The organism is Marinoscillum pacificum (assembly GCF_024714495.1).
GTDB lineage: Bacteria > Bacteroidota > Bacteroidia > Cytophagales > Cyclobacteriaceae > Marinoscillum > Marinoscillum pacificum.
In genome coordinates this window covers 349,748-370,113 of record NZ_JAMZMJ010000001.1, presented here as the reverse complement: position 1 = coordinate 370,113, position 20,366 = coordinate 349,748, and the positions used below count along the sequence as shown (strand labels likewise).

The 20,366-nt window shown below is 39.8% G+C and carries 16 protein-coding genes; 9 read left to right on the top strand and 7 right to left on the bottom strand.

The genetic code is table 11. The annotated features are described in order from the left end of the window. The first annotated feature begins 83 nt into the window (after positions 1-83). Complete coding sequence (gene lplA / locus NXS00_RS01565; protein ID WP_258097352.1) at positions 84-1,070, top strand: lipoate--protein ligase; 987 nt, start codon at positions 84-86, stop codon at positions 1,068-1,070. A gap of 65 nt (positions 1,071-1,135) precedes the next feature. On the opposite strand, the gene NXS00_RS01560 is transcribed toward lplA, so the two are convergent. Both NXS00_RS01560 and NXS00_RS01555 read right to left on the bottom strand, forming a co-directional pair. Further along, positions 1,136-3,577, bottom strand: a complete 2,442-nt coding sequence (locus NXS00_RS01560) for a hypothetical protein (protein WP_258097351.1) — start codon at positions 3,575-3,577, stop codon at positions 1,136-1,138. Between the two features lie 50 nt (positions 3,578-3,627). After that, positions 3,628-4,107, bottom strand: a complete 480-nt coding sequence (locus NXS00_RS01555) for a hypothetical protein (protein ID WP_258097350.1) — start codon at positions 4,105-4,107, stop codon at positions 3,628-3,630. 529 nt (positions 4,108-4,636) lie between these two features. Between NXS00_RS01555 and NXS00_RS01550 the strand changes: the two genes are divergently transcribed. Together NXS00_RS01550 and NXS00_RS01545 are read left to right on the top strand one after the other, a co-directional pair. Then, complete coding sequence (locus tag NXS00_RS01550; protein ID WP_258098435.1) at positions 4,637-5,596, top strand: phosphotransferase; 960 nt, start codon at positions 4,637-4,639, stop codon at positions 5,594-5,596. Then, positions 5,593-6,477, top strand: a complete 885-nt coding sequence (locus tag NXS00_RS01545; protein WP_258097349.1) for a 3'(2'),5'-bisphosphate nucleotidase CysQ family protein — start codon at positions 5,593-5,595, stop codon at positions 6,475-6,477. The genes NXS00_RS01550 and NXS00_RS01545 overlap by 4 nt, the downstream gene beginning before the upstream one ends. Before the next feature lie 28 nt (positions 6,478-6,505). Here NXS00_RS01545 and NXS00_RS01540 read toward each other — a convergent pair whose 3' ends face one another. After that, entirely contained in the window at positions 6,506-7,177 is a 672-nt protein-coding gene (locus tag NXS00_RS01540; protein WP_258097348.1) for a DUF2293 domain-containing protein, read from the bottom strand. Positions 7,178-7,332: 155 nt separating this feature from the next. Between NXS00_RS01540 and NXS00_RS01535 the strand changes: the two genes are divergently transcribed. The 3 genes from NXS00_RS01535 (at position 7,333) to NXS00_RS01525 (ending at position 9,498) form a co-directional block, all read left to right on the top strand. After that, entirely contained in the window at positions 7,333-7,596 is a 264-nt protein-coding gene (locus tag NXS00_RS01535) for a hypothetical protein (protein ID WP_258097347.1), read from the top strand. Continuing rightward, positions 7,593-8,750: a hypothetical protein gene (locus NXS00_RS01530; protein ID WP_258097346.1), complete on the top strand. Its 1,158-nt coding sequence runs from the start codon at positions 7,593-7,595 to the stop codon at positions 8,748-8,750. The genes NXS00_RS01535 and NXS00_RS01530 overlap by 4 nt, the downstream gene beginning before the upstream one ends. Before the next feature lie 106 nt (positions 8,751-8,856). Then, on the top strand, positions 8,857-9,498 hold the full coding sequence (locus tag NXS00_RS01525; RefSeq protein WP_258097345.1) for an SPOR domain-containing protein: 642 nt from the start codon (positions 8,857-8,859) through the stop codon (positions 9,496-9,498). 79 nt (positions 9,499-9,577) lie between these two features. Here the strand turns inward: NXS00_RS01525 and NXS00_RS01520 are convergent, their stop codons facing one another. Beyond that, a complete protein-coding gene (locus tag NXS00_RS01520) occupies positions 9,578-10,837 on the bottom strand; it encodes a cation:proton antiporter (RefSeq protein ID WP_258097344.1) in 1,260 nt (419 codons plus the stop codon). Between the two features lie 181 nt (positions 10,838-11,018). Here NXS00_RS01520 and NXS00_RS01515 point away from each other — a divergent pair, with 181 nt between their 5' ends. Further along, positions 11,019-12,161, top strand: a complete 1,143-nt coding sequence (locus NXS00_RS01515; RefSeq protein WP_258097343.1) for a BamA/TamA family outer membrane protein — start codon at positions 11,019-11,021, stop codon at positions 12,159-12,161. On the opposite strand, the gene NXS00_RS01510 is transcribed toward NXS00_RS01515, so the two are convergent. Together NXS00_RS01510 and NXS00_RS01505 are read right to left on the bottom strand one after the other, a co-directional pair. Further along, positions 12,158-13,408 (bottom strand): sterol desaturase family protein, encoded by a 1,251-nt coding sequence (locus NXS00_RS01510; RefSeq protein ID WP_258097342.1) that lies wholly within the window; start codon positions 13,406-13,408, stop codon positions 12,158-12,160. The genes NXS00_RS01515 and NXS00_RS01510 overlap by 4 nt on opposite strands. A 101-nt stretch (positions 13,409-13,509) precedes the next feature. After that, positions 13,510-14,313 carry a LytTR family DNA-binding domain-containing protein gene (locus NXS00_RS01505; protein ID WP_258097341.1) on the bottom strand — a complete coding sequence of 268 codons (804 nt, stop codon included), beginning with the start codon at positions 14,311-14,313 and terminating at the stop codon, positions 13,510-13,512. 185 nt (positions 14,314-14,498) lie between these two features. Between NXS00_RS01505 and NXS00_RS01500 the strand changes: the two genes are divergently transcribed. Next, positions 14,499-15,833, top strand: coding sequence for a glycoside hydrolase family 1 protein (locus tag NXS00_RS01500; RefSeq protein ID WP_258097340.1), 1,335 nt, complete (start codon positions 14,499-14,501; stop codon positions 15,831-15,833). Here the strand turns inward: NXS00_RS01500 and NXS00_RS01495 are convergent. Then, positions 15,830-16,702 (bottom strand): diacylglycerol/lipid kinase family protein, encoded by an 873-nt coding sequence (locus NXS00_RS01495; protein ID WP_258097339.1) that lies wholly within the window; start codon positions 16,700-16,702, stop codon positions 15,830-15,832. The genes NXS00_RS01500 and NXS00_RS01495 overlap by 4 nt on opposite strands. Positions 16,703-17,010: 308 nt before the next feature. Here NXS00_RS01495 and NXS00_RS01490 point away from each other — a divergent pair, with 308 nt between their 5' ends. After that, complete coding sequence (locus tag NXS00_RS01490; protein WP_258097338.1) at positions 17,011-20,349, top strand: transglutaminase family protein; 3,339 nt, start codon at positions 17,011-17,013, stop codon at positions 20,347-20,349. Positions 20,350-20,366: the final 17 nt, after the last annotated feature.

The following is a 20,366-nucleotide window of genomic DNA, read 5'->3' as shown; positions in this document are numbered from 1 at the left end:
GTAAATCCATTATTGATAGATGACTTGGTTTAGGGAAGTAGCTGTTAATCGTTATTGCTTACTTTAGCCAAAAAGTTTGAACCATGTTGTGCATTGATAACTCAAGTCAGGAACCCTATTTCAATCAGGCTGCCGAGGAGTATTTCCTTAGAGAGTTTGGGGAAAACATCTTTATGCTGTGGCGTAATGACAATGCAATCATTGTAGGGAAACACCAAAACACTCTGGCGGAGATCAATGTAGACAATGTGCGTGAGCGAGGTATTAAAGTGGTTCGACGACTGACAGGTGGTGGTGCAGTCTTTCATGACCTGGGCAACATCAATTATACCTTCATCATGGGCTATGAAGATACGGCTGTCATCAACTTTCGTAAATACAACCAGCCAATCATCGATGTACTCGCATCATTAGGCGTAGAGGCTCATTTTTCTGGTAGAAATGATATCCTCATTGGCGATCAGAAGTTCTCCGGAAATGCTGAGCATATCTTTCACAAGAACAAAAGAGTGCTGCACCACGGAACGTTGTTGTACGCATCAGAAATTAAAGACATCTCAGATGCGCTCAATGTCAATCCGCTCAAGTTTGTAGACAAGGCTAGAAAGTCTGTTCGAAGCAGGGTGACGAACATTTCCTCTCACCTGAAGGAAGACATGGGTGTGGATCAGTTTCGGCAGAAAGTCATGGACCATGTGGTCAACATGTATCCAGATGCCAAACCTTACACCATCACTGAAGCAGATATAGTAGCCATACAGCAACTAGCAGATGAGAAATACGGCACCTGGGAGTGGAACTTTGGTCAGTCGCCTAACTATGGACTGAAAAATGGAGTGAAGACGGCTGGTGGTCACGTGGAAGTTCACATGAATGTGGAGAAGGGCGTGATTACAGCCTTAGAGATCTTAGGAGACTATTTTGTGAATCGAGAGATAGATCCGGTCATAGAAGCACTAATAGGGAAGGAGCACCGTGAAGAAGTGATTCTTCAAACGCTAAAAGACGTGAAAAGCCACGAATACTTTAACAACATCTCCGAAGAGGAATTGGTGAAGGCGTTTTTTTAGGGCTGGAGTCCCAGAGGTGCATCGTGGGCATTATCGCTCACGGACGTCTACTCGATTAGCGGTATTTAATTATATCGTCTTTGTGCGTTTTTTAGTCCACGACTCATTTGTTCGTCAACTGTTGCTGTTGTACTTTCAATGTGCTTCAAAAAACCAGAGTTATCAAGCATACTCAAATTATCTTTTTCAATATCTAACAGATAATCCAAAAAGATATTTATTCTTTCAATTCGTAGTTCTAGACGTTTAGGAATGTCATGTTCCTGCTCAATCTGCTGTGACAACTCAACTAATTCGGCCCAAGTCTCAGAATTAAAAATGGCTGTGTCGTGAAGAATTGATTCTAAATAGACAAACCTTTTTGATAGAAAGACAACATAGTATCCACCAGAAGCCGTGATGTAAACAATAGAATTACTATTTATTTTGGTTGAGTCCTTGCTATTAATTAATCCAGCTTTATTCAATTCAGATAAAGCCTTAATAATAGCATTTTCAGAGGCTCCTTGACTCGAGAATTTTTCAATTAGCTCCATACTCTCCACTTCTACAGTTTTTTCGTCTAGAGCTTTTAAATGGAGGTATTTAAGAAGGAATAATCTTAAGAGTAATAAATTTCTAGATCCAAATCTTGCATCGTAAATATTGATTGCCTCAGATCGCTCTTCTTTAAAATGTTTCCATTGTCCAAGCATTGCACCTTTAAAAAGCTCATGATAAGGAAATTTGAAGCTTGCATCTCCATTTATATAATTCTTAATTCCCTTGTCAGCTTGAATGTGCCCTGAAGTAAGAAAATTTCTTACTAAAGTTATCCCTTTCCGAATGTTTCTGTCGCTTAGCGACTCCAAGAATTTACCATTTTGTGGATTCAAAATACTACTTTGAACTATATCAAAAAATATCCCTAAATCAGGAATCATAAGAGTAGCTGAATTTGGTAATTCGAGCTTGGCTTTTTTGTTGGTCAAAATATGCCTTGAGTATGATAATCGCTTGGACAAAACATCTTTGAAAGGGGGTGGGTCTAGCCACAATTTTTTTAGCTCAAAAGCATTAAAAATTGAGTCATTTCTATGTTTTACAAAAGTTGTATCTCTGATCGAGACAAGTATATTGCATCCGATTTTTTTAGAGATGGCCACTGCTTCTGAAAACACTGACGTCTCAAGTTCATCGTCCTCGTATAAATCCACATTATCCAATACAATTACACAAAGGTTTGCTGAACCTATGTATTTAAATACTTTATTGACATACGGTTCTCTTTCTGTAAAGTCCTTGTGAATTAGCTCACTTATTTTTTCATTGAACTTAGCCTTGTCTGTAAATATTTTTGCGTAAGGTCCTCTTGCAAGTGCATTGATCTCAGTCTCATATGCTGGTTCAATTACTGAATTGTAATCTGTTGGGTTTTCAGGATGCTCTTCCAATAGATATGAATTCAACTTATCATATAAGAACTTTCGAGGGTTACCTTCTTTTCCCATTTCCTCGAAATCAATATAAACCCAATGAGATTTTTCCTTTGAAATTAATTTTTTCCCCTTGACTAGCTCAAAGTGCTTCAAATAGGTGGTTTTACCGGCTCCTACAGGACCTATCACTAACGTTACTGGACTCGATTTGTAGCTTTTTGATTGTTTGATTACTTCTTCTATTCCTCCTGAATCTTTGCTTTTTTTAATTCGTTTGGCAGGTTGCACAGTAATGGGCTTAGAATCCGCTAGGTGCATATTCAAAATTGAATCAAACTTGGTTCGACCTTCAGTTGTGACAAAACATCTCTCAAGCTTTTCGGAATCTTTTAATAAGGTTTCAGAATATAGAGCATTATCCAAGGCAGGAGCGATCAAGTCTGCGATATTGTTTCTGTCTATTCTGGCATCTGCATCCTGAACCGTCTCTAGTATTCTGTTTTCATGGGCGAATGGTTTTTCTGAAGTTAGTTCTAACAGACTATCATTTTCCACATTGTGACACGCAAAAAAATCAAATAGTAATTCAGCATCTTTTGCATCATCAAATGGAAATAATATGGTTGCATAAATCTCGTTTCTATCTTGATTGTTTAGAGGATAAAAGCACCAGCAACTTCCATTAGTAGCAATAACAATGTCAGCCTTTTTATCATTAGCATATTCCTCAGCTTGTTTAAGTGCTTCGGTTATTGCACCTGTTCCGAGTACAGGTCCAGTTAACTTTAGCTTTTTGGATTTTGTTGGAGAGGGAAAGGATACACCATTTTTTTTTGCTTCGATAATTAATGTGTAGTCTGCTGAAATGAGTTTGTAATCAATAAAACCTGCCTTTTCTCCTTTATTAAATTCTTCAACACTAATCTGTCCGTGGTTCCATTGTAGAATTTCTCTGATTATTCGATCAATTACATCAAATCTTGTCTGTGCTTCTGATTCATTCGCAAGCCTTTTGTTAAAAGCAGTTTTTTGAATTTCAAGGTATTTTTCAGATACCTCCCCCCAATCCTGATATGATATGTTTTCCATGATTCAAATATTACCGCTGACGATTAGCTAGCGATTGTTGTGCTTCGCTTTCATCTCACCCAATTCCACTCTCCATTTCTTATTCGACCTTGAGATTTGCTAAATCCAAGCCATTGTCCATCCAGTTCTTTATCGTTCAAGTCGATTAATAGTTGAAATGCTCCATGATGTCTATTAGTCTTGATTGGATGATACCAGATTCCTGTAAAATAGTGATTGTCCGCGATCTCACCTCTCAACCTAAGAACTTTTTGAGGTTTCTGAGACTTTTCTGGAGTTGCGGTTACCCTACCGTAAACTGTTCCTAAGAAGGTGCTTATTTCGATTTCTTCTGTTAATTCTGTATCTCCGTAATCAAATGTAGCTATCCATCTTCCGTTAATTCCTTTACCTCCTGATCTACTGAACTTAACAATCCATGGAGCAAACAAGTCTTTTATTGCATTCGAAAATACATATGCAATAACCACTGAAATTATTGCTGCAGCTAGAGTTGACGTAAGCCAAAATATTAATTCACCTGTATCCATCCGAAATATAATCTTAAGTTATATCCAAAATAAAATATGAATTCCATAAATAAAAACTTAATCAGCTTCCAGATGATGAAGTGCAACAATTTCATAAAAGCATTGCACTTTATGAGTACTGCATCATTCCAAATCAAGCCAATTTTCAATATCCAGACCCATTAAAGTTGCAACAAGGATATTTTCAATTGTTTCCTCCAAACTAACGGAATCTGCCTTTAAAAACAATGTTCCATGACGTGATCAAAGGGTTTTCAAATCAATCTTTTCATGTCAAGTGCCCTTTTTTCAAAGTCAAGGGTAATTTGCTCTGTGAAGCACATTCTGTTTTCATTGTACCACCTCATTTGTTCTCTGTCAGACCCAGTTTATCCAATGTCAATTATAATTTTTCCAGTGTAGATGTCAACCTATTTCAGGACGTGACCGTTACTTTTGACAGCCTATTCCAGACTTGATCAGCCCATCTTACTATTAAATCAATCCATGGATTTGCACCCAACTTTAAAAACCTTCAGTTTTGAAGGCAATGAATCTGGAGCATGAAATAGTAGTCATAACTGGTGGATCCATAGTCAGCAGCCAATCGGTGCAGACGCTGTGGAGTGGGTATGGAGAGATTAGAAGGTATTGGATCAACGGTAGCAACACAATGAGTATCATTGTCAAGCATATCAAGCTCCCCAAACCACAGCATCATCCGCGGGGATGGAATACCGACATTTCGCATCAGCGGAAGCTTAAGAGCTATGAAGTGGAGCGTAACTGGTACGATGGTCTTGCCAGACAAACTACTGCTTATTGCAGAACGCCTCAGGTGCATCAATCGGTGGAGCAAGAAGGTGAAATATGGCTAATCATGGAGGATCTTAATGCTTCCGGGTTTGATATCCGGTTGTCTCCGGGTTCTGTCAAACTCTCTCATACCAAAGCTTGCTTGAGTTGGTTGGCACATTTCCATGGACAGTTCATGAATGCTAGTGCTGAAGGTCTTTGGCCCATTGGTACGTATTGGCATCTGGACACGCGTCCGGATGAATGGGAACGCATGGAAAATCAATCTTTAAAGCAATCCGCGAAAGCCATTGATACTCACTTGAATAATGCCTGGTATCAAACCATCGTCCATGGAGATGCCAAACTGGCCAATTTCTGTTTCCATGCTAATGGTCAGGTTGCAGCGGTGGATTTTCAATACGTAGGCCGTGGCTGCGGAATGAAAGATGTAGCTTACTGCATTAGTAGCTGCTTTGAGGACGATGACTGTGAGCGATATGAAGAGGAACTGTTGAATCATTACTTCAGTCAACTTGAATTGTCGTTGGATAAATCCATTGACTTTAAAGAAGTTAAGCAGGAGTGGAGCGAGTTGTATAATTACGCCTGGGCAGACTTTTATCGGTTTTTGGATGGCTGGAGTCCAGGACATTGGAAGATGCACGGTTATAGTGAACGCATTGCAAATCAGGTGATTAAGGAATTGAGATGAAACTGACGAATGAGCAACTAACCAAGCTATGTGAAAGAGCTAAAGTCGCTGCTCTTGAAGCAGGCACGTACATTCAATCTCAATTTGATCAAGAATATGAGACTCAAGGAAAAGTTGGTGGAGATTCATTTGCTTCGCAAGTGGTAACTGAGGTGGATTTCAAAGCACAGGAAATCATTCTTAACCACCTTATGTCATCCATTCAAACCTATGATTTGGGACTATTGACAGAGGAGTCTGCTGATGATAATTCACGACTTGAGAAAGACTATTTCTGGTGTGTCGACCCAATGGATGGCACCTTGCCTTTTACCGTAAGGCGTACAGGTTATGCGGTGTCTATTGCTTTAGTTGCTCATGAAGGTTTTCCGGTCATCGGAGTGGTTTATATTCCAGATTTGAATCAATGTTATAGCAGCATCAAAGGAGCTGGTGTTAGTCTCAATGAAGAACGAATGGAGCTAGTTGGAGCAGCAGATCAAACTACACTTCATTGGTACATGGATAGAAGCTTTCAGTCTGAACCATACTATCAACAGGTTGTAAATCAAATGATGCAATACTTTAATACGCATGAAGTAGTCATTCATGCAGAGTTTGGAGGTGTTCGAAATGCTATTGGCGTTATTACGTCTGGAAACGGCTGCTATTTTAAATTTCCAAAGAAAAGAAATGGATGCGGAAGTATTTGGGACTATGCCGCCACAAGATTATTCTTTGAGGAGTTAGGCATGCATGTCACTAATACTCAAGGTGATGAACTTCATCTAAATGATTCATCGAGCACTTTTATGAATACTCAGGGAATTGTCTATGCTACTGATTCAAATCTGTTTCAACTGATCAAAGAAGTGGAAAGTTTAACAGAGCAAGTTGGTTGATATGGAAACTGTAGGCTTTATGACCAATTTATTCATCTTTGAGAGCTTTCCAAAGTGGACAATCCAAAGCTACTGGTTGTCCGCTTCGGTATTGTTTCAAAATAGCCAATGATCTTTGTGCTAGCTGTTTTCTGACTTTACGTCTTTCGCCTTTTATACGAGCTATTTTCAGATTGTCGTAGTTGGTGGTTTTGTGTCTCATCCATGCAATCACAGCTTTGCCGGCACGCTCTTCAACGGGAATCATATTGGTCCGAGCTACCGTACCACTTCCAATAGGAATGGCATGTTCCGTGACCAATTGAGCCATTTTAGATTGCAAATCTGAATAGCTAGTGTGGAAATTCAAGTATTTAGCTACTTCCAGCTGAAATTCAGCCATGTAGTTTTCCTGTTTCTTCGCTCGGGACTTGGCTGCACTAGCTTGTTTTTTGGCGTAGCTTGGGTCTGCTCGCATAGCCTCAACATCTACCTTGGCTTGACTGATATTCGATTGTGGAGCCCATATTCCCAATGAATGAAGTCGTCTTCCTTTTTTGATTTGAACACGCCAAATTGGCCCGGCTGCAGTTACTTTTCTGGTAACCGCCGAATCTCCAGCTTTTAAAAAAGCCCAATCAGGAGGGGGCGTTTCACTTATCCCATATTCATTGATCAGTTGTCCATTGTGTCCAGGTTTCATTAAGCGAATGTCACTCATTGAGAATATTTGTTTTGCTCGCGAAAGTAATAGGAATATAATTCTTTGGTTGCATCAAGTGAATTTCTAAGTATTAGATTGCGATTACCTATTTAGGGGTATGGAGAATGGTAATTAGTTCTTGCAACTTTGATCCACTATAAAACCAAACTATCATGGCAAATATTCAAGTAATTGTAACAATTAAAGGTGGAGCAGGAGAGGTCATATTGACCATGGCTGGGATACCGGACATTCATCTCACTTCATCATGTACTGCAAATTTACCCTTATCCTCTGGTGATCATTTTATTATGGTTGGAGCCATTCCTCCGGATGGAGGAACTATTGAAATTTCCTTTCATCAGGACGATACCTCATTAGCATCACATACTTTCAAGTCTCCAAAAACGATCCCTTTTTTATTAGAAGTATCATGAGAAAAGTTATCCAAATAATACTGCTCCTTACGGTTTCATTAACTGCGTTAGGGCAAGAAAATGATGTGGCTCCGTCCAAATCTTTTATGAGTCGGGAAAGTTTCACAAGAATATACAAAGTGGCTGCGGAGTCCGGTTATCTCGGTAAGGAGGATGGCAAGTACACTTTAGATGCGTCGCTTTTCGGCCTGAAGGCACTAGTCAATCCAAATGTTAAGGTAGATACCAATTATCTAGAAAACTCTAACGCATTTCTAAGACGAGTACAGCTAACGATGAGTTTAGGTCTTGGTGATCAAAATAAGATCGAATCTTTTGCCCCAGGAGTCAAAGTAGCATTGATCAATAATACAGACATGACTGAAGGCTCTTTAAGAAAAACAACGTCTAACTTGATCAGAATGGTGAGTCGGGCAATGGTAAATGCTGTTTCAAGGTATTCAAAAAGAGATGAAGATTCGTTTAAAATACTGATGAAAAAATATCAAGATGGTGAAAGTGTAGAGCTTTCTGATTTTGATGAGGAGTTTCAAGGACTATTTAATGCAGAATGGAAATCTCAAATTGAATTATTTAAAAGTGATCCAATCTATGAATTTTTACAAACGCGTTTAGATTCTATTAATCTTGGAAATTTCAATGAATACGTTCAAAAGGAATGGGATTATGAAAAAGAACGTTTCAGCAGAAGAGCATTATTAACGGCAGCTGTACTGCCAAGCTTTGAAAGTGGGAATTTGAATGATATGAGCTTGGAAGTTTCTTTTCTTCAGGGGCTTAATCCTAACAAAGTGAAAAAATCACCTGCAAACCTGGAGTTGAAAGCGGCCTATATTTTCTCCAATGACACTGTAATTGCAGAAGATAGTTTTGATGAAAGAAGGCTGTGGAAAGTTGATGGGAATTTTGGTAAGGTATTGTGGAAAGACGAGGAAAATGATTCAAAATTAGAATTGAAATTAGGAGTAGGGTATCAATCAATCATCAAAGGATTGCATGAAGATGAAGATGAAACTCAGTTTACGTTGAATTTTAGCCTGACACCTAGATTGACAGAGGACTTATATTTTCCAATTGAGTTAAAATATGATCCTGAAAATGCTAATGTCCTGGGTAAGTTCAGCTTATCCTGGAATTTAAACCCGGAGGACTAATGACTTTACAGATGTAGGTCTTATCAATTTGAGAAAGCTTTTAGGACTAATTTGATGCAAACTCTCACCATTTAGTTACCTTTAATTTTTATTAATAGCTAACCTAATGAGTGAGAGTCCTAATAACACTGGTAAAATTGTTGGAATAAGCCTGGCTGTAGTCATAGTAATTGTTGGAATTGTGGCTGGTTGGTATGGTTTTATTTATCTACCAGAACAGGAAGCAAAGGAAAAAGCCAAACAAGAACAATTAGCTAAAGAAGCAGCTGCTAAAAAGGCGGCAGAAAAGCTCGAAAGGGATAATGCGAACTATGAGCAGCTAATCAAAGATGGTGATGATGCCTTTGCACAAGAGGATTGGCAAACTGCATATGATAAATATACTGAAGCTTCTGGTATATTCTCTGATAGACAACATCCAAAGGATCAGTTAGTTATCGTTAATCAAAAATTGGCTGAGATAGCAGAGCGAGAAGCACGTAGAGCAGCAGCAATTGTGGAGAGAATTAATGCTCGCACAGGTCGTTATTACGTTATTGTTTCAAGTAGTATCGATGAAGATCTTGCTTTGGATTTCGCCAATAAAACCGCTAAAGAAGGCAATTTGGTTAAAATCATCCGTCATGAAACGGATAAACATATCTTCTTCAGAGTCTCCTTAGGTGATTTTGCTTCAAAAGAGCAAGCAGATGCTGCTATTGGTAACTTCTCTTCCTATGGAGAAGATGTTTGGGTATTGCCTTATTGATAGCAACCATTCTACTCTGTAGAAACAACGATCATTTATAAACTTTTAAATGTTACATTAGACTAGGAGTGTCGGTTCATCATGATGGATTAGAGTTTTGCTCGATTTTCAACACTCTTTTGACCAGTGGACCTATAGTTAACCCCTGTGTAATGATGGAAAATACCACCACTACATAAGTAATTGTTAAGAACAATTCTCGTTCCATCTGAGGCTGTAGAGAGAGTGCCAGAGCAATAGAGATTCCACCTCTAATTCCACCCCATGTCATGACTAAATTTGTTTGTGGAATGAACTCCAGCTTCCGTTTGAACAATTGAATGGGGCCAGATAGTGCTAAGTAACGAGCTATTAGCACAAAAGGAATCGCTAAAAGACCAAAAAGTAAGTATTGACCATCCAGTGCAATTACAATAAGTTCCAATCCGATTAGGACAAATAAAATGGCGTTGAGCAACACATCAATTAATTCCCAAAACTTATCAACATAACTAATTGTATTGCTAGACCAGGCAGTTGTAGGAGCCGTGTTACCAAGTAATAGGCCTGCAACTACCACAGCCAGAGGTCCTGAAACATGCAGGTATTGAGCCAAGGCCGAAATTCCCATGACCAGAGCTAATGTAATGATCACTTCAGTTTCATAGTTGTCAATGACTTTGGTCAATTGAAAAACAATCCACCCAGATACCAACCCAAGTAGAATACCACCAGCTACTTCCAATAGGAAAAGCCAGCCTACATCACCTGCACTCATATTACCCAACCCTTGTTCAGCAATTTTAAACAGAACGATGAACAGAACCACACCAACTCCATCGTTGAACAGTGATTCTCCTACTATCTTGGTTTCTAATTTTTTAGGTGCGTTGGCTTCTTTTAGAATCCCCAAAACAGCGATCGGATCAGTTGGAGAGATTAGTGCTCCAAATAACAAACAATAGATGTAGTCAATAGGATAATTGAACAAAATGAAAACATAAAAAATACCCGTACCAATCAGAAAGGTTGAAATCAACACACCTACAGTAGCAAACATAGCTATGGGGCCTTTATGTGTTTTTAAGGCATCTAGATTAGTATGAAGAGCACCTGCAAAAAGTAAGAAACTTAGCATGATATCCAACAGAGCTGTTTCAAAATCAATGGCCTGAACAAACTCCTTTGCTTCATTAAGAATGAACTGATTGATGTGTCCTAAAATCGTAACCAACAGTGTAAAGACAATGGCAATTATCATCAACCCAATAGTAAAAGGAAGCTTTAAAAATTTAGTGTTGATGAATGCAAAAATGGCAGATATGATAATAAGTGTGGTGATAATGTTGAAAATGCTCATAAGCGCGAGTATAAAATCTTCTCTAATAATTGATGAATACAATCTTAACTCTCAATACGTATTTTTGATTGACTTCTGGTAGATACTTTTCCATCGATAACCTTTTAGCTGGTAACTTGCATAGCCTGGTAGTCAAAACATTTAATGTCATTGAATACTTATTCTTTCAGAAGTAGAAGGTATGTTGAAATCAGATTTTTGTAAAAGGTTAGCACTTTACCTGGTGCTAGGTCTGCTTATAAGACCCTTTACATCTCATGGACAAGGCATAGTTGATCGCGTTTGGAACTATATGTTCAATGATACAACGCATGCTGAAAAGCCAAAATTCATGGCATATCCAACTATTGCCTACGCTCCGGAGACCAAATGGGAGTTTGGATTAAGTGCGTTGTATGTTTATTATATGAACCAGGACACTTCCAACAGGTTAAGTGAATTGAATCTATTCACTTTCCTTACTCTTGAGCAACAATATGGATTGTGGCTGGATCATGCATTGTATGGAGATCAGAGTAAATGGTTCTTTTTAGGAAAGGTTCGTTTGCAACAATTTCCACTGTTTTATTATGGTATTGGACCTGAAATCACCGGAGAAGAATTAGCACAAATCGATGCGGGTAGTCTGGCCATTCGTGAGCGAGTGCTACGTAAGGTGTGGGGAAGTTTATACCTGGGGTTAGAAACTGATTTTCAGCGTCTTGCCAATGTTCAAATCAATCAGTTTTCGGAAGATTCATTTCACCAACCACCTGGAGCAATGCCATATTTAAATTTAGGACTTGGCCTGGGGTTGGTATATGATAACCGGCATAATGTTTTGAACGTACGGGAAGGTTTTTTTGGCGAGACAGGTTTTCTTCGATATGATAATGCCTGGTGGAGCGATTATGAATTTACTTCCTACTTTCTAGATGCTCGTTATTATCTCACGACTGCCAAAAATCAAGTATTAGCCTCACAGGTTTATTTCACCGATGTGGTGAGAGAAGCGCCCTTCAATCAACTTGCTTTGATGGGCGGCGAAAGTCTGATGAGAGGCTATTATACTGGACGATATCGTGACAAAACCCTTTTAGCCGCACAGACAGAATATCGATTTCTACCATTTCCATTTAGTCGAAGATGGGGAGCCGCAACTTTTCTGGGGATGGGAACCGTTGGAAACCGTCTTCAGAATCTAGATTTCAAACACATCAAAATTGCTGGTGGGCTAGGTGCTAGATTTCTGTTGTTTCCTAACAAAGACATTTACACTCGTTTTGATATAGCCTTTTCTGAAGACGGTCCTGGTTATTATTTTTTCATTGGTGAAGCATTCTAAGCTGCGGTTTTGACCGAAATGGTTTCATCTTCAACTATAGGCTTCCTCAATAAGAAAGTACTGAAAAATACATTAAATGCTACTGCTAAACTGATGGCAATTGTACTCCAACCGGTGTAATGAGATAATGCTGATTGGTGTAAAACGAATACTAAAGCTACACCTACAAAAAGGCTTCTGACGATCTCTAATGCAACAGCCCATTTTTTAGCTTCTAAGATGCCTCCCCAGCTAATCACCGTTAAGAAAATTCCAATGGATAAAAGGATTCGATGATTCGCAATAATGGGCCATTGCAAGTTCACGGTGATAAAAAGTACAATCATAGAAAGTGTAACTTGGACTATCAAATAGGTGTTAGCATTGATCATCGGCTTACTTTGAAATTTCACTTGCTGCGATTTATTGTATCCACCTTTTCCGTAAGGTTTTAGGCCTCTTGGTCTCCAGCCAAGTGGCATAAACCATATTCTGATCTTATCCCAGAAGTAAGGTGCTGCAACAGCATCATCCCATAATTGCTTCCAAAATTGAAAATTAATGGAAATTGGATTCCAGGTCCTTGGAGGATGAGTCACGCCATAGCATACTTCTTCTTCTTCCGGTTCAAAGGAGCCAAACCACTTATCCCATACGATTAAGAATTCGGAGAAATTTTTGTCTAGGTATTGAGGATTAACTCCATGATGCACACGGTGGTGTGAGGGTGTAACAAAGAGCTTTTCAAACCAACCCAGCTTCTTGATGTAAGCTGTATGATGCCAATAGGCTAGGAGCAAATGAATACCTGCTATGGAATAAACCGCTTCTGGTGTATAGCCAATGAAGACCAGGGCCCAATCGAAGAACATGAATTGAAACAAGCGTTGGGTAAAACTAGCTCTAATACCTACAGACAGATTCATCTCTTCTGATGAATGATGTGGCATGTGTGCCGCCCAGAAGATATTGATCGTATGTCCCAATCGATGAAACCAATAAAAGATAAAGTCCTGAAGTAGGAGTAGAAGAATCCCTGACCACCAGGTTAGTTCTATGCTAAATGGTGTTAAGTCGTAAATGAAGCCGTACCATTTGTAGACAAAGAAAGCTACAGCCAGATTCACACATTGGTTAGCAATACCAGTACCAAGGTTGGTGACCGTGTCTTGAAAGGGATACTTGCCATTTTGTAATCTCCAGGTTACAATGATTTCTGCTAGTAAAAGCAAAACCACAATGGGAATGATAAATGCATAGACGTTCATGAGTGGGTATTATTAGTTGAATGACTAACCTACTCAAGAGAATCATGTATTCTTGATAATAAAACGGTGTTTGTGGTGAGTTCTAACCTTTTTGTGGTGAGTTATTCTGCCCTGTTTACTACATGAAGATAAGATTTAGAAACAGGGATTATTTCATTGATCCATTTGATTTGCACAGATGCCTTGGTTTTGGAGGCTTGTATGTGTGCAGCATTCTCCAGGTTAATGGCATAGGTTCTGTGGCATCTTGTCAGGCAATCTATTTGATCTGCCAGATCTGAGATTTTGATTCGGAATAGCTTATGATTTACAACCCCTTGAGCATTTAGATAAAAAATATTGCAATAGTTGTCCTCTGCTCTTGCATACAAGATTTTATCTGATGTGGTATGGAGAACTTCACCTGATGAAGCTCCTTTCAGTATTACTTCATTGGTAGCATCTATTTCATCTCCTTGACGAATAGCAATCCGTGCAGTCCGCCCAATGTAAATCATGGGTAATACGATGAACCCAAAGGGGAGCATTACTCGAAAAGTAAACGGAATAAAATCATTCCAGGAAAGTGGTTGTGCCTTGATGATCATTAAATCATACAGATATATGGAGAGGTCACTCAATAGGAACAGCGTGATAAAGAAAGCCACCGTTCTATTCGCCCAAATGGGTTTCAGGTGCTTGAAAATGGTGTATTCAAAGAAGTAGGCGAGACCATAACTAGCTAAGAAACACCCGCTATATCCCAAAACGAAGATCGTACTACTCTCTGCAGTTTTAAACGGTTTTAAAAATAGATTGATGAATGAGATAAATACGGCTAACACTAATCCAACAGCCAGCGACCGGGTCCAGTCCATGTTGGCACTAGAAGCTGGTTGTATGATTAAGATGTTTTTATTTTTCACGTGGCTAGTTGTATGCTGGTAAAACAAAAATAAACGGATTTAAGAATCAAGGTGACAATGACATTATTTGCAATGGATGACAATATCAAGTTGAAAGCAGGTATTTAATTCAAAATGCCAATTCAAAGACTTAACCTTCTCATAACCTGCAGTTAAAGCTTGTGGCGTAGCTTGCAAACTGCAAAATGGCCTATAAGACATTCAAATTACCTGAGGATTTATTGATGGGTTCGGCTACTGCTGCAACCCATATAGAAGGAGGAGAGCAACCGCACAACTGGTATCGCTGGTCTGAGTTGGGGAAAATTCAGGATGGTTCACACAGCAAAGTGGCTTGTGACCATATCAATCACATTGAATCAGATGTCAAACTGCTTAAAGCCATTCAAACGGAAACGTACCGAATGGGCATCGAGTGGAGCAGAATTGAGCCTGTAGAAGGACAGTTTAGCCAGGAAGGGATCGAGCTCTATCGAAAGGAAATCAAGCTGCTCCTTAAAAACAATATCCGCCCATTGGTCACTTTATGGCATTTTTCTAATCCACTATGGATGGAAGATGATGGTGGCTGGATCAATCCAAAATGTGTAGATCGTTATTTGAATTATGTCCGATTTGTAGTTGATGAGCTGGGTGATTTAGTCACAGACTGGGTCACCATCAATGAACCAAATGTTTACTTGTTTTTTGGCTATTTCGAAGGTCGTTGGCCTCCAGGGATGCGTGGCAAAGTAAGGAAATACTTACGCGGTGCTAATCATTTTGCTAAAGCGCATTTAAAGGCCTATGATCAAATTCATGAGCAATTGAAGGCAAAAGGGCATAAGTCGGAAGAAATACATGTAGGAGTTGCTCATCATCTCCGGATCTTCGACATGTTTGATAAGCGACATCTTACCAAAATGGCTGCTTATGTCAGTAATCATCTATTTCAGTGGATGTATCTGGAAGCCATGACTCATGCACGATTTGTGTTTCCTCTAAAATGGCATCGCGAGTTTCCAAAGAAGAACTATTGCGACTTTATTGGCATCAATTACTACTCCCGAGACCTGGTAAAGGGTATTTACAATCCTGGAACACTGTTCAATGAACTGTATGTCAAGAAAGGGAAGGCTGTTAATGATTTAGGTTGGGAGATTTATCCAAAGGGACTTTTCAGAATTTGCAAACGTGTCTATAAGCACTACAAAATTCCTATTTTCATTACGGAGAATGGTATTTGTGATGCCAACGATGAGCAACGAGCAAAGTTTATCTATGACCACCTGAAACAGCTCAATAAAGCCATTAAGAAAGGAATTGATATTCGCCGGTATTATCATTGGTCCACGATGGACAATTTTGAGTGGGCAGAAGGAGTCAGTGCGCGATTTGGCTTGTACCACAACAACTATGAAACACAGGAACGCACCCTTCGAGATAGTGGTAAGTTCTATGGAGAGATCTGTAAGAAGAAAAAGGTCAGTCGTAAAATGATTAAAAAGTATCTACTAAAAAGAGAAGAAGTAGAAGCTTAAGCCATCACTCTGATTCCACCAGAAACTACTTCCAGGTCTATTTTCTTTACTTTGCCTCGAGCTTCACCATCTATGTGCAGGTGGATCTTTTTCTTGCTGGTAATGGTTGCTTTTTGGATCACATATTCCCGGTGAAGTTTAGACTTGTCAATGGACTTGTTAAACATCAACCAGGCAAGGTAGGGTAGTGATATCCAATGGAACGGTTTGAAGGTCACTATTCGCAATTTTCCATCATTGAGTTTTGCATTAGGAGCTATATGTGCATTGTTTCCAAACTGGCTACTATTGGCAAAGCTCACAAGAACGACACGTTTGGTAATCTTCTTTTTATCAATGGCAATCTTCACCTTATGGGATTTCATCTTCTTGAGTTCATTCAAGGTGATTTCCGCATAGGATTTGAAGCCTCTGGAGGTGCTCTTTTTGAATTTACTAGCGATCATCGCATCAAATCCAACTCCAGCTACATTGATAAAAGGTTCTCCGTTGATTAACGCATAATCAATATTTTCAACTGCTGCTTGATTCAAATGACGAATAGCACCAGGAATATCCATTGGTATTTTCAATGACCGAGCGAGTCCATTACCAGAACCATTAGGGATAACCGAAAACCATTTATTCGAGTTGACAATGGCGGTAAAAACTTCATTGACGGTGCCATCTCCTCCAACAGCTACAAACCCATCGTATTTATCCAGTTTCTTTAGAACCTTTCTATAGCCATCACCAGCACGCCTAGTTTCGTAGATTTTGTAAGTAAACCGACTGTGATCCAGATACTTTTCTACGTACTCTGGACGAAACCGACCTTTTCTGCCTCCTGAAATCGGATTGACAATGAATAGTATGTGCTGCTTTTCCATGTATTAGCAGGGCAAAGGTAGAGTCTTGAAATAGCTTGACAATGAAGCCATTATTATGAAACTGTTAATGCTAGCGGAGATTGTCGTGTTTGGTGATGATATGACCGTGCGGAAATAGTTCATTTTATGGGAATCACTATTCAGAGGTCGTTAACTAGCCGCGTTTTTTGGAATATGATTTTGTTGATTTCCATCAGAAGGCACGCTTTTTTGGACTTCTTGTAATAATTGTGCCCATTGTAAGCCTACAGCCATTTTTACTAAATAATGTTATAGATTTATTCTTTCAATTTCATACCAGATTTTACATGTCGATACGAGTTGCTGTCCGCCATTTTACCAAATACAGCTATGATAGGCACATAGAGTTGAGTCCTCAGGTTATCCGATTACGTCCAGCTCCCCATTCCCGAACTCAGATCAAAGGATACTCGCTGAACATCAAACCTGAGAATCATTTCATCAATTGGCAGCAAGATCCATTTGGCAATTACCTGGCCCGCATCGTATTTCCTGAAAAGGTGGATCATTTCGAAGTAGATGTGGAAGTGATTGCGGACATGGTAGTCATCAACCCATTTGATTTCTTCATTGAGGAATATGCTAACAAGTTTCCTTTTGCCTATGAGGAGCATGTCAAGCGACAGCTGCAACCGTATCTGGAAGTAACTGAGAATGATGCTTATTTGCAGGACTTCCTCAAAAGAGCTAAAGCATTAGTGACCAATGATATTACAACTATTGATTTGTTGGTTGCTGTTAATCAATTAGTATACAATGAGTTAAAATACAACATTCGACTAGAAACGGGTGTTCAGAGTTGTGAGGAAACGCTAAAGCTAGGTTCAGGTTCATGTCGTGATTTCTCCTGGTTATTGGTTCAGGTACTACGACATATGGGGCTGGCAGCTCGATTTGCATCAGGTTACTTGATACAGCTAAAGGCTGATGAAAAGTCCCTGGATGGCCCGTCAGGTGCGGAAGAGGATTTCACAGATCTTCATGCCTGGGCGGAAGTTTATGTGCCTGGTGCAGGTTGGATTGGGTTAGATGCCACATCAGGCTTGTTTGCGGGAGAAGGACATATTCCCTTGGCTTGCACACCAGATCCTCAAAGTGCGGCCCCAATTTCTGGTTTTGCAGAGCCATGTGAAACCAAATTTGAGTTTGAGAATAAAGTCACAAGGATTCTAGAAAAACCTCGAGTCACCAAGCCTTACAGTGATCAGCAATGGGAACAGATTGTAGCTGTGGGTGATCAGGTAGATGAAGATTTGAAAGCCAATGATGTGCGCTTAACCATGGGAGGAGAGCCTACTTTTGTTGGGATAGATAATACCGATGCGGCAGAGTGGAACTCAGCCGCTGATGGAGAGCACAAAAGAAGCCTCGCTAATCAATTGTTTCATCGAGTAAAGGATAAGTTCGGTAATGGAGCATTGATGCAGTATGGACAGGGTAAATGGTATCCTGGTGAGCCATTGCCGCGTTGGAAGCTGGCATGTTATTGGAGATTAGACAGTCTGCCAATTTGGAACGATTCTCAATGGTTAGCGGACATTTCCAAAGACTATGGCATTGATCATCAAACGGCTGAAAAGTTCTCTCAAACACTAGCCGAGGAGTTGAATATTGATTCAAAGCTATCTCTACCAGCCTATGAAGACCCATTCTATTTCATTTGGGAAGAGAGCAAAATGCCATCTAATATAGATCCGTTAAAAGCCGATCTTAAATCCTCATTAGAGCGTCAAAAGCTTGCAGAACTGCTCAATCAAGGGTTAGATATTCCTGTTGCGTTTTCGATTCCAGTTCGGTGGGATTACAATCAATCTACCTGGCAGAGTTGTGAATGGCATTTTAGACGAAACCACTTGTTTTTAATGCCTGGTAATTCACCTGCAGGTCTGAGATTGCCTTTGGAGTCTATTCAATATGCAGAGAAAGATCAACAAGAATTTGAAAGAGATCGGTTTGCAGAAAATAGCGAATTGGCTAAGGCTGATGATTTGCTAGATAACCAAAAAGCGAAAGCAGGTTTCAATACCTCTACCGAAATTTTCAAGACGTGTTTAGTAACGGAAGTTAGGCAAGGAAAGCTATTCGTATTCTTTCCACCAGTTACGCTTTTGGAGCATTATTTGGGATTGGTTACCGCTGTAGAACGAGTTGCTTCTAAACTCAATATCCCAGTATTGATAGAAGGGTATGATCCACCATCGGACAATCGCCTCCAGAAGTTTATGATAACGCCAGATCCTGGAGTGATTGAAGTCAACATTCATCCATCCACATCCTGGAGAGAGTTGTTAAACAATTACGAAACGCTGTATACCTGTGCTAAAGAATCTAGATTAACTACAGAGAAGTTCAATTTGGATGGTAGACATACAGGAACCGGAGGTGGTAATCACGTAACACTTGGAGGATTAAAACCAGCTGATAGTCCTTTACTTAGGAGGCCGGATGTGTTAAAAAGCTTTATTACGTATTGGCAGCATCACCCGTCATTGTCTTATTTGTTTTCGTCACAATTTATTGGGCCAACGAGTCAGGCTCCACGTGTGGATGAAGGTCGGGATGAGATGTTGTACGAGCTGGAAATTGCATTCCAACAGATTCCAGATTTAGCAGAAGATGAAGTGCCTTACTGGCTGGTAGACAGGGTGTTTAGGAACTTATTGGTTGACATAACAGGCAACACGCATAGAGCCGAGTTCTGCATTGATAAATTGTATTCCCCTGATAGCAGTTCAGGCCGATTGGGGATTCTGGAATTCAGAGGTTTTGACATGCCACCACATTTCCGGATGAGCATGGTCCAGATGTTGTTGATTCGTGGATTGCTGAGTTGGTTCTGGAAGAAACCGTATAACCACAAACTCGTGCGGTGGGGAACCTCACTGCATGATAAGTTCTTGCTTCCTCATTATTGTTACAAAGATCTCAGTGAAGTGGTTAATGACTTACAATCAGCAGGATATGGCTTTGATATGTCCTGGTTTGATCCATTCTTCAGTTTCAGATTCCCATTCCTGGGTGAGTTGCAAGTAGATGATATTCATATTGAGCTGAAAATGGCTATTGAGCCGTGGCATGTATTAGGTGAAGAAATGTCCAATTCTGGTACAGCTCGTTTTGTGGATTCATCTCTAGAACGCCTTCAAGTGAAAGTCTCTGGTTTGACTGATTCGAGATATTACTTGCTATGTAATGGTATCCGAATAGCGATGAAGAATACGGGTGTTCAGGGAGAATACATTGCTGGAATAAGATATCGCGCATGGCAGCCACCATCTGCGTTGCATCCTACCATTGGTGTTGATACACCTCTGACGATCGATTTATATGATACCTGGACTAAGAAGTCGGTTGCCGCATGTAAGTACCATGTGGCTCATCCGGGAGGACGAAATTACGACACTTTCCCGGTCAATAGCTTTGAAGCGGAATCGCGTAGAATATCTCGTTTCTTTGATTTTGGTCATTCAATAAACTTTGTGGAACCTAAAGTCGTTGATAATCAATCTGCGGGTAGGTTTGTGACGAAAGAAAACATAATCACTGATTTCACAATAGTTGAAGAATCTGTTCATTCGGAATATCCCCACACGATGGACTTAAGAAGATTCAAACGATCGAAATAGATCAACCCAATAACTGA

What these genes read in the sequence shown, in the direction of transcription:
- lplA (WP_258097352.1), top strand. Translation starts at nt 84, where the DNA reads ATGTTGTGCATTGATAACTCAAGTCAGGAACCCTATTTCAATCAGGCT.
- NXS00_RS01560 (WP_258097351.1), bottom strand. Translation starts at nt 3,577, where the DNA reads ATGGAAAACATATCATATCAGGATTGGGGGGAGGTATCTGAAAAATAC.
- NXS00_RS01555 (WP_258097350.1), bottom strand. Translation starts at nt 4,107, where the DNA reads ATGGATACAGGTGAATTAATATTTTGGCTTACGTCAACTCTAGCTGCA.
- NXS00_RS01550 (WP_258098435.1), top strand. Translation starts at nt 4,637, where the DNA reads ATGAATCTGGAGCATGAAATAGTAGTCATAACTGGTGGATCCATAGTC.
- NXS00_RS01545 (WP_258097349.1), top strand. Translation starts at nt 5,593, where the DNA reads ATGAAACTGACGAATGAGCAACTAACCAAGCTATGTGAAAGAGCTAAA.
- NXS00_RS01540 (WP_258097348.1), bottom strand. Translation starts at nt 7,177, where the DNA reads ATGAGTGACATTCGCTTAATGAAACCTGGACACAATGGACAACTGATC.
- NXS00_RS01535 (WP_258097347.1), top strand. Translation starts at nt 7,333, where the DNA reads ATGGCAAATATTCAAGTAATTGTAACAATTAAAGGTGGAGCAGGAGAG.
- NXS00_RS01530 (WP_258097346.1), top strand. Translation starts at nt 7,593, where the DNA reads ATGAGAAAAGTTATCCAAATAATACTGCTCCTTACGGTTTCATTAACT.
- NXS00_RS01525 (WP_258097345.1), top strand. Translation starts at nt 8,857, where the DNA reads ATGAGTGAGAGTCCTAATAACACTGGTAAAATTGTTGGAATAAGCCTG.
- NXS00_RS01520 (WP_258097344.1), bottom strand. Translation starts at nt 10,837, where the DNA reads ATGAGCATTTTCAACATTATCACCACACTTATTATCATATCTGCCATT.
- NXS00_RS01515 (WP_258097343.1), top strand. Translation starts at nt 11,019, where the DNA reads ATGTTGAAATCAGATTTTTGTAAAAGGTTAGCACTTTACCTGGTGCTA.
- NXS00_RS01510 (WP_258097342.1), bottom strand. Translation starts at nt 13,408, where the DNA reads ATGAACGTCTATGCATTTATCATTCCCATTGTGGTTTTGCTTTTACTA.
- NXS00_RS01500 (WP_258097340.1), top strand. Translation starts at nt 14,499, where the DNA reads ATGGCCTATAAGACATTCAAATTACCTGAGGATTTATTGATGGGTTCG.
- NXS00_RS01495 (WP_258097339.1), bottom strand. Translation starts at nt 16,702, where the DNA reads ATGGAAAAGCAGCACATACTATTCATTGTCAATCCGATTTCAGGAGGC.
- NXS00_RS01490 (WP_258097338.1), top strand. Translation starts at nt 17,011, where the DNA reads ATGTCGATACGAGTTGCTGTCCGCCATTTTACCAAATACAGCTATGAT.